This is a genomic window from Terriglobales bacterium (genome assembly GCA_035567895.1).
Lineage (GTDB): Bacteria > Acidobacteriota > Terriglobia > Terriglobales > Acidobacteriaceae > Gp1-AA112.
In genome coordinates, this window is sequence record DATMPC010000011.1 from 40,409 (window position 1) to 55,239 (window position 14,831).

12 protein-coding genes are annotated in these 14,831 nt (G+C 54.2%); 10 read left to right on the forward strand and 2 right to left on the reverse strand.

The genetic code is table 11. The features are described from left to right. Positions 1–6: 6 nt before the first annotated feature. Positions 7–2,583: a hypothetical protein gene (locus VNX88_02700; GenBank protein ID HWY67543.1), complete on the forward strand. Its 2,577-nt coding sequence runs from the start codon at positions 7–9 to the stop codon at positions 2,581–2,583. Between the two features lie 488 nt (positions 2,584–3,071). On the opposite strand, the gene VNX88_02705 is transcribed toward VNX88_02700, so the two are convergent. Beyond that, on the reverse strand, positions 3,072–5,000 hold the full coding sequence (locus VNX88_02705) for a tetratricopeptide repeat protein (protein ID HWY67544.1): 1,929 nt from the start codon (positions 4,998–5,000) through the stop codon (positions 3,072–3,074). A 487-nt stretch (positions 5,001–5,487) separates the two neighbouring features. Here VNX88_02705 and VNX88_02710 point away from each other — a divergent pair, with 487 nt between their 5' ends. The 7 genes from VNX88_02710 (at position 5,488) to VNX88_02740 (ending at position 10,372) form a co-directional block, all read left to right on the forward strand. Further along, on the forward strand, positions 5,488–6,276 hold the full coding sequence (locus tag VNX88_02710; GenBank protein ID HWY67545.1) for an AraC family transcriptional regulator: 789 nt from the start codon (positions 5,488–5,490) through the stop codon (positions 6,274–6,276). Between the two features lie 115 nt (positions 6,277–6,391). Beyond that, a complete protein-coding gene (locus tag VNX88_02715) occupies positions 6,392–7,372 on the forward strand; it encodes a PP2C family protein-serine/threonine phosphatase (protein ID HWY67546.1) in 981 nt (326 codons plus the stop codon). Between the two features lie 43 nt (positions 7,373–7,415). Continuing rightward, a complete protein-coding gene (locus VNX88_02720) occupies positions 7,416–8,093 on the forward strand; it encodes an ester cyclase (protein ID HWY67547.1) in 678 nt (225 codons plus the stop codon). A gap of 35 nt (positions 8,094–8,128) precedes the next feature. Continuing rightward, on the forward strand, positions 8,129–8,602 hold the full coding sequence (locus tag VNX88_02725; GenBank protein HWY67548.1) for a nuclear transport factor 2 family protein: 474 nt from the start codon (positions 8,129–8,131) through the stop codon (positions 8,600–8,602). Between the two features lie 40 nt (positions 8,603–8,642). After that, a complete protein-coding gene (ybaK, locus tag VNX88_02730) occupies positions 8,643–9,119 on the forward strand; it encodes a Cys-tRNA(Pro) deacylase (GenBank protein ID HWY67549.1) in 477 nt (158 codons plus the stop codon). A gap of 312 nt (positions 9,120–9,431) precedes the next feature. After that, positions 9,432–9,881 (forward strand): ester cyclase, encoded by a 450-nt coding sequence (locus VNX88_02735; GenBank protein ID HWY67550.1) that lies wholly within the window; start codon positions 9,432–9,434, stop codon positions 9,879–9,881. Positions 9,882–10,138: 257 nt separating this feature from the next. Next, entirely contained in the window at positions 10,139–10,372 is a 234-nt protein-coding gene (locus tag VNX88_02740; GenBank protein ID HWY67551.1) for a hypothetical protein, read from the forward strand. Positions 10,373–10,490: 118 nt separating this feature from the next. Here VNX88_02740 and VNX88_02745 read toward each other — a convergent pair whose 3' ends face one another. Continuing rightward, complete coding sequence (locus VNX88_02745) at positions 10,491–12,419, reverse strand: winged helix-turn-helix domain-containing protein (protein HWY67552.1); 1,929 nt, start codon at positions 12,417–12,419, stop codon at positions 10,491–10,493. A gap of 219 nt (positions 12,420–12,638) precedes the next feature. Between VNX88_02745 and VNX88_02750 the strand changes: the two genes are divergently transcribed. Both VNX88_02750 and VNX88_02755 read left to right on the forward strand, forming a co-directional pair. Further along, the gene (locus VNX88_02750; GenBank protein HWY67553.1) at positions 12,639–12,797 is read left to right on the forward strand and encodes a hypothetical protein; all 159 of its coding nucleotides are present in this window, start codon (positions 12,639–12,641) and stop codon (positions 12,795–12,797) included. A 102-nt stretch (positions 12,798–12,899) separates the two neighbouring features. Then, on the forward strand, positions 12,900–14,480 hold the full coding sequence (locus VNX88_02755; protein ID HWY67554.1) for a di-heme oxidoredictase family protein: 1,581 nt from the start codon (positions 12,900–12,902) through the stop codon (positions 14,478–14,480). Positions 14,481–14,831: the final 351 nt, after the last annotated feature.

Here is a 14,831-nt window from a genome sequence, read left to right on the forward strand (position 1 = left end):
CCATAAGTGCTCAAGCGACAAGTCGGCGGTATTGCCGCAAAACGCGCATTCGGCTGCCATGAGTCAGATTCTATTTGGATGTATCCAATTCATTCGTCGGAAACCGCACAGATCAAGTTCTCCGTTTTCGGAGTGTTTGGAACATGGGAAAATGCTTCTATGGAGAGCGTCACTATTTTCGCTAGCGTCCGCCCTGGTCGCATGGCAATCTTCACCGACATTGACGATCCAGAATGGCAAAGCACTGCCCTTCATATCCTGCAGATGCTTGCAAATTTTTGGGGTGGTTTCGGATGCTTGATCGTACCTACCAATGGTAAGGAGATTTCTCCTTTATTCTGGCAGCTCCTCGAAACCTACGATCCCGACTATCTTCATCAATATCGCCGCACGGGAGGTGACGTACAAAAGGCCGAGCCGCAGAAATTCCAACAATGGATAAACCAAAAGGAGGACCAGTGGAAGAGTAATGGGAATGACCTGAGTCCTCAGATCAGAAAATCTATCGAAGAGGATGTAAGCCGATGGCCTCTCTCCAATTTTCATGTGGATGCCGACCTCCAACAGCAGTTGAAAGCTCGTTTGGCGCCGTTCTTCTTTGAACAGTACATCGTCCACGCTGGGTGGTTGTCGGCTGACTCGTCAGCATTTCACCCGCATACGTCAATCTCAGAAATTCTTCCCCATACGGATCACACCAAACACGTACTTCAAGTCGAAGGTGAAAGCTGGCTCGAGAAGCTCTGGTACAGTGCCGCCTTTGGTTATTTCGATCATCGAGCTCAGAAGGACTTAGAGGGTATAGGCATAAAAACGACTACGATCGACGCGAAGGCTCATAGGCCCCAATTGATTCATACGGCGGTAGAAGGAAGAGTTTCTGGTTCATTGGCGGGTTTATGGAGAGATAACCTTTCGACGGAAGTAACCGAAGTGCCGTCAAGATGCCCGGCTGCCCTCTCGCTTGTCCAACTTGCAAGATATCAAAACATCCGAGCCCACGCTCGAGATTGGACCGAGCCTACTGTCGCAATTGCTGGCAACACGCTCTCTGATTTCTGTCTTTACTTTTGTCTCTCGCGGCTACGATCACGCGTTCTATGGATACTGCCAGCGATGACTGACAGGGCTCTTTCAGGGGGTAAGGGCGAGCCGAACGAAGAGGATCTGTTTCATTTTGCAACCACTTTACGGTCGATGACCAGTTATGGCCAGCACGGCCGCGGATTACAGCTAATCAGCGCCACCTTGAATGATCAGCAGCTCGATCAAATTTTGAAGAGCATAGAACAAACTGCTCTCGGATCAAAGTTCGAGAAAACAATAATCGGCGGAGCCGTCGGGGATCTCATCGAGTTTCCCGAACGGTTATATGAGAGGAATAATGCATCTGTTCCTGCAGTATTCCAGCTGCCTCAAAATAGAACGATAGCGTTGTTCCAAACCCCAAAGCCGAAGCATTTCGAACCTGTAGAGCCATCAAAACACCGTTGGATAACAGAGTTGCGCGTTCAGCATAATCAGCTTCCTCGCCACCCTAGTTTAGGAACATTTGTGATTGGTATCCGTCAAACGGGGACTGAAGGTGCCCGAATCTCCTCAGTTGGACCTTCATACTTCTGTCCTACGGACTTCCTTCTGGGTACCGAAGACATCGATACAGCGCTTGTTCGGCCGGACATCCAGGTACCTGATCTGATGGATGTGTTGGAACGAGTCTGTCTTTCTGCCCAACTGGAATGTTCCATTTCGGATAAGGGCTTCTATGCGAGTGATACTCTTCGAAAGTTTGGTTCGTTGGCTGAGTTTGGCAAGTTCTGTCGTAGTGGTCACGGCAAGGCGCTCATTTCCAAATATCTAGATTCGTCCGCCAACAAACCCGGAGTACATACGAATGGCGTACTCTTATCGGACGGGCGCCGTTATCTCGATTTCGCGTCCCTTGCGGTAGCCGTTGGAAAAAACGATCTGGCGGTAAAGCTAACGGATTACCTGGGCACGATTGGCCTACTGCACCGTGGTTTCATCTTCCAGTGTAAATTTTGCCGTAACTCCGATTGGTTTGCCGTAGCAGAGATCACGGAATCCTTCACCTGCAAACGATGTTCGCGGCAGCAACGATACACGCGAGAGCACTGGAAACATCCTGACCAGCCTAACTGGTACTTCAAGCTTGATGAGGTTTGCTATCAGGGATTTCTCCACAACATGCAGGTTCCGATGATGGCCCTAGATTTTCTAAGACGCAACTCAAAAGACACTTTTCTGTTTACACCCGAGCTGTGGTTTACCAAGTCTGGCAGCGTTAAGCCATTCATTGAGAGCGATTTGAATTGCATCATCGACGGAACACTGACGATTGGCGAGGCAAAGTCGCAAGATCAACTAGAGAATACTAGCGTGGAGGAAATTTCTACTTTAAAGAAGTACTGTGAACTGGCGGAACTGATTGGTGCTCGAGAGATGGTCCTTGCGACCTCATGCTCGTCATGGTCGAACTCCACGAAAACAAACATAGGGGCCGTGTTCGCAAATAAACCCATCCAAGTGCGCTATCTGACATCTGCTGATCTTGAGCAATGAATGGAGGCGCGATTCTCAGCTTGCGACATCAAGTATTGCGCGAGAACTGAGTGCTCCTCGGCCTACCTTCCCACCTGATACCTAAGCACTGACAAGGCTGAAAGATACGCGTATCTAATAACTAGGGGACAGGTTACAGGGAACAGGGAACAGAGAAGATCGAAGGCGGATGTTCGTTTTCCGCCAACTGCCACCGAGAACATTTGAAACTTACGAAATGTGTTCTGCGTATTCTTCGCCGTGGACTGGCTCGACGTTATCCTCGACCTGTTTGGCGATGTTTTTTGGGAGTTTATTCAATACGCGATCGCAGAAGCCTTTCGAGACGATCGACCGTCCTTCCCAAAGGATGTGCTCTGAGAAATCAGGAAAACTAGGGGACAGGTTACAGGGCACAGGGAACAGGGGAGCGGCCAAACCGAACACGGGATCCCTTCGGCAGGGCCCCGGCATCGCCTTCGCGCGCGCCGGTGCCCCCTATCAATCAGCTACAACGGCAGGCGCATCTTCTTGAGTAGTTCAGCGTATCTGGGATCCCGCTGCAGAGGTTTCAGCATGGGATCGATCTTTACGTCTGTCATGCCGCCGTCTCGCTGTTTGTAGCCGCGCTCCAGCCATTCAAACGACTTGTCGAACTCGCCGCGGAAGGCGTACACCTGGGCGATTTGATAAGCCGAATCGATGTCGTGCCTGGCGATCAGCTCGTTCAACGCCGCATTCGATTCCTGCTCGCGGCCGAGCGCGTGATAGGCCCATGCCAGTCCCGTGAGTCTTCCCCACTCGCTTGGTTCCTTCTCCACTTCGGCCAGCGCCTGTTGCGGCTTTCCCATGTTTATCAAGATTTCACCCATCGTCAGATGGGCAAATGGAGCCTTCGGGTTCAGTTCCAGCGCCTTCTGCAGTTCGGCTTCGGCTTCGCGATATCGGCCGGCCAGGTAGAACGCGTATCCCTGCCCCAGATGGAAATCAATGCGCAGTGGATCGAGAGCAATTGCCTGCTCATTTAGCTTGATTGCCTCGTCGAGATTTCCAGTTTCCCTGAAAATGTATCCACGGTGGCGGAGGACATCCGGGCTGCCCGGCTCCAGATCAGCAGCTTTGCTGAGCGAAATCTTTGCGGCCTCCCAGTTCCAGTCATAATCATTCTGGATTCGTGCCAGCGCGAGATAGCCTGGCGCCGAATTGGGATCGAGTTCAATCGCCCGCTTGGCATCGTCTCGTGCTTTTTGCGAGCCCTCGTTGATATCGATCAGGCTGAATCCGGCCATCCTGCCCTGCACCGCCGCTCGTAAAGCCCACGCTGGAGCGTACTTCTCATCGAGCTTGATTGCCTCATCGGCATAGGCCAGCGCTTTGGTAAGAGCTTCCTTGCTGTGGCCCTGCCCCATAAAGTATCTGCCCTGCAAGTACGCTTCATACGCCTCAGGATTGGCGCTGGCCACGGTCGACGGAACCGGCTGTCCGTTGGTTCCCAGCAATTTCACCTGCAACGCATCGGTCGCGGCCCGCGCAATATCGTCCTGCACGGCAAAGATGTCGTTGATCTTGCGGTCGTATGTTTGCGACCAAAGCTGAAAACCGTCCTGCGCTTTGATGAGTTCCGCTGTGATGCGGACACGGTTGCCCTCACGGCGCACGCTTCCCTCGAGAACGTTGGCCACGCCGAGCTTGCTTGCTATCTCGCGGACGTCTTCGTTTTTGTTTTTGAACTGAAAGGCCGAGGATCGCCCTACGACCTTGAGCCCCGACACTCTGGCGAGGTCGTGAATGAGTTGTTCGGAGAGGCCGTCGGAAAAATAATCCTGATTTCTCCCAGGACTCATGTCCACAAAAGGCAGAACGACAATAGATCTACTGTCTGGGGACGCAACTGGCGTCCTATTTCGGGAACGCAACAGATAATTGCCTGCCGTTGCCACAACAAGGATTGCCAGGAACGATATGGCCGCAAGTCTCCAGGCATGGCGGCTGCGAGAAGTAGCTACCAGATTTGCGCTAATCGTCTCCTGTGGAACCTTCTCTTCTGTTACAAGCTCAGTCGCGGCGATTACGTCCGCGGGTTCGTCCTTTACTACGACCGGAGCGGGCAAGTGTTGCGGCCTGGTTCCATTCTCTTCTGTTACGGGGGCAACAAACCGGTATCCGCGCTTAGGCAAGGTTTCGATGAACTCGGGCTTGTCGGGCCGGTCGCCGAGGGTCTTCCGAATTTCCAGAATGTACTTTCTGAGAACCTCCGGATTCACGTACGTCTCCGGCCAAAGTGCCTCGAGAAGTTCGTCCTGCGTCACAACTTGTCCGGCGCGATCCACCAGGTAGGCCAGGACGTCATAATTTTTGGGAGGAACTGGTACGCGATCGCCGTTCCGCCACAGAAGGTGGTTGGCGGTATCCAGACGAAACGTCTTGAATGACTTCATCGTTGTGCCCTGCTCAACCATTACGTCCCACCCTGGGAATGCAACGAGAAGACCGTCTGCTATGTGTTGCTTGCCACTTCATTTCTCTTACTAGCCTTTCTGAAAGTCCGTCATCCACAAAAACTCAACGGAATCCCCACGGCGACTTCACACGCGCAATACGTTGGCTTTCATATTCTGTCGCTGTTATGAGCAAAGCACCTTCGCCTTTCCGCTATTACCAAAGACAGTCTGAAGCTGGAACACAACTTCCTGATCTTTATTCCATTTGGTTTGGCTGCGTCGCGGCAGGCTTGGTTGCGGTGCTCGCACCAGTTGAGGGCAAAGCCAGAGTGGCGATGCACGTTTAGGTTAAACGATTTACCAAAGCTTCGCCATAGTGGATGTCAGTACAGAGCAATGAGCAACATTAATTTTAATTCCCGCCTGGGACAAACGGGCGAATGACCGATTTTCGAGCAAAGCGGAACACTGGAGGAAGTTAGGAATGAAGATTGCAGTCAACGTAATCGACTTCGAGAAGGAGCCGCACTGGAAAATGCCCGATGAAAATATGGTGGCGATGATGCTGCGGCCTGGGTTCGTCGAAGTTGGCTTACATCGCTCCGAAGTAAACAGGGTTACATACGATGCCGGCGAAATGGCACTCTGCCCGCGACAGATGGCGCAATGGGTCAGGAGCGCCGACACCGAGTGCCTGGCTGTGTGCATCTCTGACGCTGCGCTGACCGCCGCCACCGATACTCGGAACGGCCAAGTGGAGTTGCGTGGCGAAACCAAGCTCGTGGATGCCCGCGTCGGGGCACTGCTTGCCGCCGTAAATGCCGAGCGGATTGCCGGCTTCCCCAGTGGGAAAGTGTTTCTGGATTCTGTGGAGCGAGCACTGGCCGCTGCGTTGATCGACGGTCATGCGGTCCGGCGTCCTTCGCCGCAAATATTCCGAGGCGGTCTCACTCCTTCTCGCCTGCGCAAAGTTACCGAATTGGTACACACGAAGATTGAGGATGAGTTGACGCTCGAGCAGATGGCACAGGAGGTGAACTTAAGCGTAGCTCACTTCTCGCAGATGTTCCGCAAATCAACCGGACAGAGCCCGCACCAGTTTGTCTTGCAGCAAAGGGTGGAACGTGCGAAGGAGTTACTGCGTAAGGCTGAGGCACGCGTGCTCGACGTCGCCGTAGCCTGCGGCTTCAAGACGCAACAGCATTTCGCGCGAGTATTCCGCCAGATCTGCGGAAGCAGTCCTACTCAATATCGGCGCGAGGTCTTCGGCTAATACGGCCGCCAAACTCGCACCGGCCGCAACGTAGAGACGCCCGCCGCGGCGGGCGTCTCTACTTCGGCTTTATTCATGCAATCTTCCCTTCCATACAAGACAGGAGTTCTAAGAAATGAAGTTCCCCACGCAAGCACCAGCAGTTTTCTATGAGGCCGTTACCGAAGCTTTATATAGATGTCGAGACGGCAAAACAGCATTGCTGTTGAAGAGCAACGCTGACACTGAGACGTTAGTGGCTGAGTTTGGCCTACTGCATCGCGATCTGGAGATCGCCCGAAAAGTTCAGAAGGCCTCATTCCCACAAAAGTCGCCGGCGATCCCCGGATTACAGTGCGCCACCTTCTATAGGCCAGCGCACAGCATTGGGGGCGACTACTACGACTTCCTCCCGCTCGACGACGGCACTTGGGGCATCGCGGTTGGCGACGTATCCGGAAAGGGACTTGGAGCTGCACTGGTGATGGCCACGCTGCAAGCTTCGCTTCGCGCTCAAACTTTGGCGCCGCGTCCTGCGATTCGAACGCTCATGAAGAACGTGAATCTCGTGGTCCGCGAGTCATCTCCCGCAGAATTCTTTGCCTCGCTCTTTTATGCGGAATATGAGCCTGTGTCTCGGCTGCTCACATATGTGAACGCCGGACATAACCCTCCTGTTGTAGCTCGCCGGAGTTATGGCCGGTGCAAGATCCTTAGCTTGCAGTCTGGCGGTGTGCCCGTAGGCGCGCTAGACGAGTCCCATTATGACTCTGAAACATTTCAGCTCGAACCTGGCGATCTTCTGATCGCTTATACGGACGGACTCACAGAATCGGAGAATCCGGGTGGGAGCGCTTTCGGACAAGAGCGTTTGAAGAGAATCCTGTGCAGTTGCACTGCTGAGCAGCCTCAAGAGATTCTGCAGCACATCTTGCAAGAGCTTTCGGCCCATTCTGCCGGCTGTCCGCAAGCGGACGACCTCACGCTTGTAGTCATTCGCGTAGAAACCGAGTGTTCTCTGGCGCAGTGCACGTCGCCACTCCTTAACAATTCCGAAAGATTCGGTCTGGAGTCACGAATACAGATACAACTCGACACGCGCGATCGGATTTACTGATCGAGGTAGGCCAAGAACAATGCCGAGAAGGAGAAGAATTCACATGTCTGCTAATCCTAAAGAGTTTCCCGATCTGGGCGCGGTCTTTGACGCGCACATCGAGCGGGAGTTCGCCGATCAGGATGTCGACGCTACCATGAAGACCATGGTTCCAGAACCCTACGTCTATTGTGTGCCGGTCGCCACAGGAGCCTTCGGAGGACAGGAAGTCCGGCGCTTTTACAGCGAACACTTCATCAATCAAATTCCCAAAGATGCCACGGTAACGCCCATCTCCCGGACCATCGGCAAAGATCAGGTCGTAGACGAGATCATTGTGAGTTTCACTCACGACACGCGATGGGATTACCTCCTGCCCGGAATTCCTCCAACGGGAAAGCACGTCGAGCTCCCGCACGTTGTGGTCATGAAGTTCGAAAACGGGAAGGTTGCTCACGAACATGTCTGGTGGGATCAGGCCTCGTTGCTCGTACAGGTCGGACTGTTGGATCCAGCGAACCTGCCGGTGGCCGGCGCCGAACAAGCCAGAGAACTGCTGCGCGCTGCGGAAGGACGCGGCATTGAGCATGCAGAAGCGATCGCTGAAGCTGCCGTGTTTCTCGCCTCTGATGAAAGCAAACACATCACCGGTCAAGAATTTCGCGTTGGGAGTCAGTCCGACCGCGAGAAGTCGCCACCAAAGCCCGCTGGTGTTGTCAACGAATTCAGGAGGAAAGCTTGAATAGGGGGCATCAAGAATCGGCAGGAGGGATCACCGTGAGCGAACGCAACAAACACCTCGTGAAGAATCTATACGCGGCCTTTACGCACAGAGACATCCCGGCGTTGCTCGCCATGCTGTCCGAGGATGTGATCTGGCGCCTGCCGGGCAAGGTGCCCTACTACTCCGGCATTTACCAGGGTCGAGGCAGCGTGGCCGGCTTCTTCGAAAATCTCGATGCTCACGTTGCCATCGAAGCTTTCGAACCACGCGACTTCATCGCGGACGAGGATCGAGTCGTCGTGACTGGCTGGTCCCGCGGCCAGGTGAAGAGCACGCACCGCAGGTTCAACAACCGCTGGGTTATGTTCTTTCTTATTCGCGACGGCAAGATTGCGAAGTTCGAAGAATACGCAGACACCCAGGCTCTCGTCGCTGCCCACGAGGCCAGCTACTACGCTGACACGGACTCCTCTGCCCATGGACCCGGGGGCAATGGATCGACAATCCACCGTGAGTTGCCGAGTTGATGCGTCTTATCATTCTTGATGTGTGTTGAGAGCACATTGAGTGACGAAAACGAACGCAGCACGACTTCTGGACAGCCTTGGAATCAAGTACGAGTTGCGCGAGTACAAGGTAGATCCCGACGATTTGTCCGCGGAAACGGTGGCCGCGAAGATCGGCCTGCCACCAGAGCAGGTGTTCAAGACCCTGGCAGTGCAGGGGGACCGGAATGGAATCTCCTTGGCGGTAATTCCCGCCAATGCAGAGCTGGACTTCAAGGCCCTCGCACGCCAGACAGGCGATCGGAAAATCGAAATGCTTCCTTTGAAAGAAGTGCAAGCCGCAACCGGTTACATTCGCGGTGGAGTTACCGCACTGGCATGCAAGAAGGAGTATCCGGTCTATGTCGATGAACTTGCTGAAATCTGCGATGTAATCTCGGTGTCTGCCGGCATGAGAGGACTACAAATCTTGCTGACTCCTCAAGATTACCTCCGCGCTGTCAGTGGAACGATCGCAGCCATTGCAAAGGCGAAGTAAGTCCCACAATGGGACATGATTCAGTCAGAAGTTGATGGCAACTTTCCGGAACGAGCATTCCTTCGATACTTCGTTTGCCTCCCGTTTCGCTCACGGCTGAATACCGAATCCGCCGGGTTGTGTCTGCGTCTTGATGAAATTCAGCAGGAATCGGCCCAACCCCGAAGATCCAGACACAACTTCAAATCCGCTATGCAGTCTACTGATCACGTTGTAAGACGCGCTGAGTGGACTAGCCGCAGCAGAGCATCCTGACGCTGGCTGGGCGAAAAAGATCCACTCAGCGCGATAAGACATACAAGGAGTGCAGAAATGAGTAAAACGATGGTTGGGGTGGAAGCCCCGGAAGAAGCGGTGTTGAGCGCGCTGGCCTTCCTGAGAAACGAGCAGATCGACGACGCCACGGCGTGTTTTGCCGAGCAGTTCAGATTCAAGGATCATGGGATTGGATTGGAGTTCAAAGACAGGGGCCGCCTGGCTGAATTCTTCCAAAAGACAAAGGAATTCTACCCAGACTCGTTATTGCACACCAACTCGATGTTTGTCAGCGGTGACCACGTGATCATCGAGTGGACAATTCAAAGTACGTTAACAGAACCTTTCTATGCCGGACTCTCAAGGAAAGTTCCGGTCGTGTTTCATGGTGTCTGCGTCGTGCGCATCGACAATGGCAAGATCACCGAGTGGTCCGATTACTACGATGGCCTTACCTCGCGCCGCACAGCCTTGGCTGCGTACTTCACGGAATGGATCGAACTCTGAATCGTAGTGCTGCCGCGCTTGATGCAAGGTAGCGAAGCGGCCGGGACCAGAATGATACTGCCACCTTGCTCACGGCCGACAGCGTAGATGCTGCCGATTCGGTTGGAGGCGATGACAATTCAGCCTGGGTTTAGAATAGCTTTATTCAGGTTGTACTCATGCGCCTCCGATTCAGCAACCCGGCGCGGCTGTTGCTCCTCTCTCTACTGTTAGTGCTCACTGGCTGTGGAACATTCCGTGTGTCCGGAGCACTCAATGTGAACACCTCGACATCCACCGGAACGGTCAGCTTCGTTCACTTCACCGCGATCTTCGACAGCAGCGGTACGCTCATCAATGTGACGGTTGTGACCCTGGTCACACCTCCAGCAATGAACACGCTGACCTTCTGCGGAAATCAATCCTCCCAATTTCCGATGAACAGCGCGGTTCAGGTGAGCTTCACTCCGGGACAAACCTGCTCGAATCTTGTCGCTGTCGTGTCGCATTGATCCTTGCAGGCGCGTTAACACGAGAAAAACAGTTCCTCTGAGTTATCCACTTCAGATCGTCCCACGTTTTAAACCATCCATATTGAGTGCGATGGGCGATTCTCGAGTGCAACTTGACTTACCGATCGAGGCGCAAGCGTTGAAGCATATCTTGGAAACGCGGATCAGCGCGCACTGGATCGAATGCCGGCTCAACCTTGAGTGAGGCCAAGACGCAGGAGTGTTCCGTGTATGCTTTTTCCATCCAGAAGAAGGCTTGTTCACGGTCGCCGATAGCAAGGTTTGCCAACAGCAGAATCCCCGGATCAAATGGCCGCCGGCGATTCAATTGCTTCAGTTGCCGCAATGCGCGGTGGGCGTCCTTTTGCCGGCCTGAGCGGCCGGCAACATACGCCACATTGCTCCAATACCAGGCATTCTCTCCGTAGATCCGATGCGCTTGCTCCTCTATTTTCAGAGCATCGGAGTAGAGTTGCTTCTCCACCATAGGGTAGACAATCATGCCCGCCCGAACGAAGTTCGGCTCCATCTCGCGCACAGCGGCGAACTGCTTGATGGAATCGTCAAACTGGCGAGCGTAATAGAGGATGACACCTCGATCGGCCGCTATGATCATGGAGAGGGGCTCAATCTGTCGCGCTAGCTCGCTTTCGGCAAGTGCCTCCCGGAAGCGGCCGCGGTAAGCAAGATGCTCTGCATACCAGTGGTGTGCTGTGGCATAGTTTGGATTCAACTGAATCGCGAGTCGGTATTCTCGTTCCGCAGCCTGCCAATCCCAATCGTAGTTTTGGGCGATCACTGCGAGCGCGACATGAGCTTCGGGAAGATTTCCATCCAACTCCAGAGCGCGAAGCGCGGCTTGTTTAGCCTTAGGCATATATTGTGCCTGCAAGCCGCCACTGTAACTGCTCAACAATGCGTAGGAATTCGCCAGTGCGGCATGGGCGGAAGCGTAGCCCGGATCGATTGTGACAGCCTGCTGGAAGCAGGAAACGGCCTGTCGCAATCCAGCTACATCTCGTTTGTTCAGGAAATAGGTTCCTCTTAGATAGAGATCATGTGCCTGGGTTGAGACGGCATGAATCGCCGCAGTTTTCGCAGGCGCGGAGGATTCGGAGCCGCCGAATCGAAGGCGCACTTCATTGGAAATCTGCTGGGCGATCTCTTGCTGAATGGCGAGCAAGTCAGTCGTGTCTTTGTCATATTCGCCCGACCAGAGGCTGCGTCCCCTCATGTCCACGAGCCGCGCGGAGATGCTCACCCTGCCAGAGTCGCGGCGCACGTTTCCTTCAACCGCGTATTGAACCTGCAATGCGCGGCCGATTTCCTGCAGTGACTCATGGCCACCTTTGTAATGCATTACTGACGCGCGGCCGATGACGCCCAGGCGGCGAGAGTCCGCTTGTCCCAGTTGCGAAATCAGCTCCTCGGTTAGCCCATCACTTAGATAATCCTGGCCCGAATCACCAGTGAGGTTTTCAAAGGGAAGAACTGCAAGAACCACTCGTGTATTTGCGTGAGAAGGGTGAAGGGAAGACCACCACATCAAGTAAACCGCTGCTGCCAGCATCATCAGGCTGGTCACTGCCACAAGCAACCGGAAGTGCGCGGGAAGCCACCGCATCCCCCAGCGTTGCTGAGGTCCGCTAGTGGCAGGCAATTCTGGTGTTGGGGGTGGAGTCGGCATGGCCACGACATGATCGTCTCCTGCAGATTCATCTCTCTGAACGCTCGCGATGAATCGATAGCCTACCCGCGGGAGAGTTTCGATATAGCGTGGTTCCGCAGCCGAATCGCCAAGGACTCTGCGTAGTTCCTTTATGGAATTGTTCAGTCCGTGCTCAAAATCCACAAAGGTCGTTTCCACCCAAAGCGCCTTGCGCAGTTCTTCCCTGGTAACTGCGTCCCCGGAGTGCTCCAGTAGCATTTGCAAAATCTGAAGTGGTTGCGGCCGTAATTTTAGCTTCACTCCGTACTTGTAGAGTTCGCGCGTGGGAATACGCAGCTCAAAAGGGCCGAATGCATGAGTCGGGACTTGTTTCGACATAGGAATACTTACTAGAGGAACGGGGAATCGAGTTTCCCTCAAATCGATGTTTCTTGCAAGGCGATTTTGAATGTGCGAGTTACGCAATTACCCGAATGTTATGTGCTTCATACCCTCCTTGTATTGACCTCAGATTCGAAAAATGAGATTTGCGTAAACGACAGAGTTTCTCGCTTGGAGGACGGGTCACACTTTCCGGCAATAGTGCGACTGGCGGAAATGGCAGTGGCGGCCGGTGGTGGGGTTGGAGGCAATGGTGGCTCAGCCTCGTTGTGGCCGCCGGTATCGGCGGTGATGGAGGAGGCGGTCGCGGACAGTTTGGCGATTGCCCTGGCGTTCTCATTCGAGAAATCCACAACCACCCTGAAATGTTCTTGAGCTACTCAGCTTATCTCAGTAAGTAGCTGAGTGCCCCCTTCCCGATACGGTATGGGCCAACTCTGCGTGACACTTCTTAAATCAGCGGCCAGGGAGGCCAAGGTGAAAACGCGCATAGTAGTACTTGCAGTCGCAGGAGTCTGTCTGCTGGGCACCAGCTTATTCGTCAGTGCGCAGCTCATTGACAACACTCAAGCGTCGAACAAGATCAACGCTGGAATCAATAAGTCGCTTGCCGACGAGATTGGCACTGGGCGCGGCGACGTCATGACGCCCTATTCCTCTTTATTCATCATCAATCGCGATCCGTATCGTTCGATTCGTCGCGGGCGCCAGATCTTTCAGCGCAAGTTCACTCGCGAGCAGGGACAGGGCCCGAATAACAGTGACGGAGTCGGCGATATTAATACCGTTGCGGGAATCGGCGCTGGGCTTTCCGATAGTTGTGCCAGTTGCCACGGACGTCCGAGAGGTTCCGCTGGAGCGGGCGGAGACGTCGCCACGCGGCCTGACAGCCGCGATGCTCCACATCTTTTTGGTCTCGGTTTGAAAGAGATGCTCGCAGATGAGATCACAGGCGATCTACGGGCGATTCGCTCATCAGCGTCGGCTGTGGCCAAGGCTTCGGGAAAGAGTGTGACCGCTGCTCTCCAGAGCAAGGGCATCTCCTATGGCTCAATCACGGCAAATCCCGACGGTTCGTTTGATACCGGGCAGGTCAGTGGAGTGAATCCCGATCTTCGCGTGCGACCGTTCTTCGCCGAAGGAAGCACAATTTCGATGCGCGAGTTCCTGGTCGGCGCCTTCCGCAACGAGATGGGAATGCCTGCAGCAGATCCCGATCTGCTCCTGGCCTCCAATGGTGGAAAAGTTACGACTCCATCCGGCATGGTGCTCGATGGCTCACTGGACAAGATTGAAGCCCCGCCGGCCTCAGATCCGGGAGCCGATCCCGATGGAGATCATGTCGCAAATGAGATCCCTGTGAGCCTTATCGACCACATGGAGTTCTATTTGCTGAACTACTTCAAACCCGGAATCTACAAACAGACTCACCAGACCCAACGGGGAGACAAGCTCTTTACCAAGATCGGCTGCGCGTCTTGCCACGTTGCCGACTTGTGGATTCAACATGATCGTCGTGTCGCAGATCTTGAGACGGTGTACGATCCGGTCCGCGGTAATTTGAATAATCTATTCGCGACTGCAGCGCCACTGATCAATGTAGTCGACGACGGCTCCGGTTTCCCAGCGCTCAAGAAGCCGAATCTGCAACCGTTCCTGGTGAAAGATATTTACACGGACTTCAAGCGGCATGACCTCGGCCCCGCTTTCTACGAGAGAAATTACGACGGCACGCTGACCACCCAATTCCTAACACGGCCTCTCTGGGGTGTAGGGTCCACCGGACCATACGGTCACGATGGCCGCAGCATCAATCTCAGCGAAGTAATCCTGCGTCACGGCGGCGAATCGCAAGCCTCACGGAATGCCTTTGCCAATTTGGAACCCGAAGACCAGGATGCTGTAGTCGCATTCCTGAACTCGCTCATCATCTTTCCGCCAGACGACACGGCGTCATCGCTGGACCCGGGAAATAGAGGCGCGACAAACTATCCTCAATCCGGACATGGGAGCATCAAGTTGACTGTGCTATTTAACAATCCCAGCGATCCCGAATAAACAGAACCACCTGCGGCAGCAGGTAACGCAGGATATCCGCACCCTTCGAGTAATCGAAGGGTGCGGGCTCGCCACCAGTCCTTGCAATCTGTGGGTTTCCCCAAATGAAATCGTCGGCACTCTTCCCTTTTGGGCTCCTCTGGAAGAACCCAATCCGAGAGCGGGAGCCTCAACTCTTGACTCCATTTGACTGCAGTCCTCGTGCGCACCGCTCGATCGGAAACGCCCGGCCAGACGACAAGAGCGGTCAGGAACGGCTGGCCCCCTGTCATCAATGACAGTTACACATTTTCCCAGTCAATCTTAATCTCTGGGAGCTAGAGGAGCACCGAGCCAGGCGAGTACTAGTGA

What these genes read in the sequence shown, in the direction of transcription:
- VNX88_02705 (HWY67544.1), bottom strand. Translation starts at nt 5,000, where the DNA reads ATGAAGTCATTCAAGACGTTTCGTCTGGATACCGCCAACCACCTTCTG.
- VNX88_02710 (HWY67545.1), top strand. Translation starts at nt 5,488, where the DNA reads ATGAAGATTGCAGTCAACGTAATCGACTTCGAGAAGGAGCCGCACTGG.
- VNX88_02715 (HWY67546.1), top strand. Translation starts at nt 6,392, where the DNA reads ATGAAGTTCCCCACGCAAGCACCAGCAGTTTTCTATGAGGCCGTTACC.
- VNX88_02720 (HWY67547.1), top strand. Translation starts at nt 7,416, where the DNA reads ATGTCTGCTAATCCTAAAGAGTTTCCCGATCTGGGCGCGGTCTTTGAC.
- VNX88_02735 (HWY67550.1), top strand. Translation starts at nt 9,432, where the DNA reads ATGAGTAAAACGATGGTTGGGGTGGAAGCCCCGGAAGAAGCGGTGTTG.
- VNX88_02745 (HWY67552.1), bottom strand. Translation starts at nt 12,419, where the DNA reads ATGTCGAAACAAGTCCCGACTCATGCATTCGGCCCTTTTGAGCTGCGT.
- VNX88_02750 (HWY67553.1), top strand. Translation starts at nt 12,639, where the DNA reads ATGGCAGTGGCGGCCGGTGGTGGGGTTGGAGGCAATGGTGGCTCAGCC.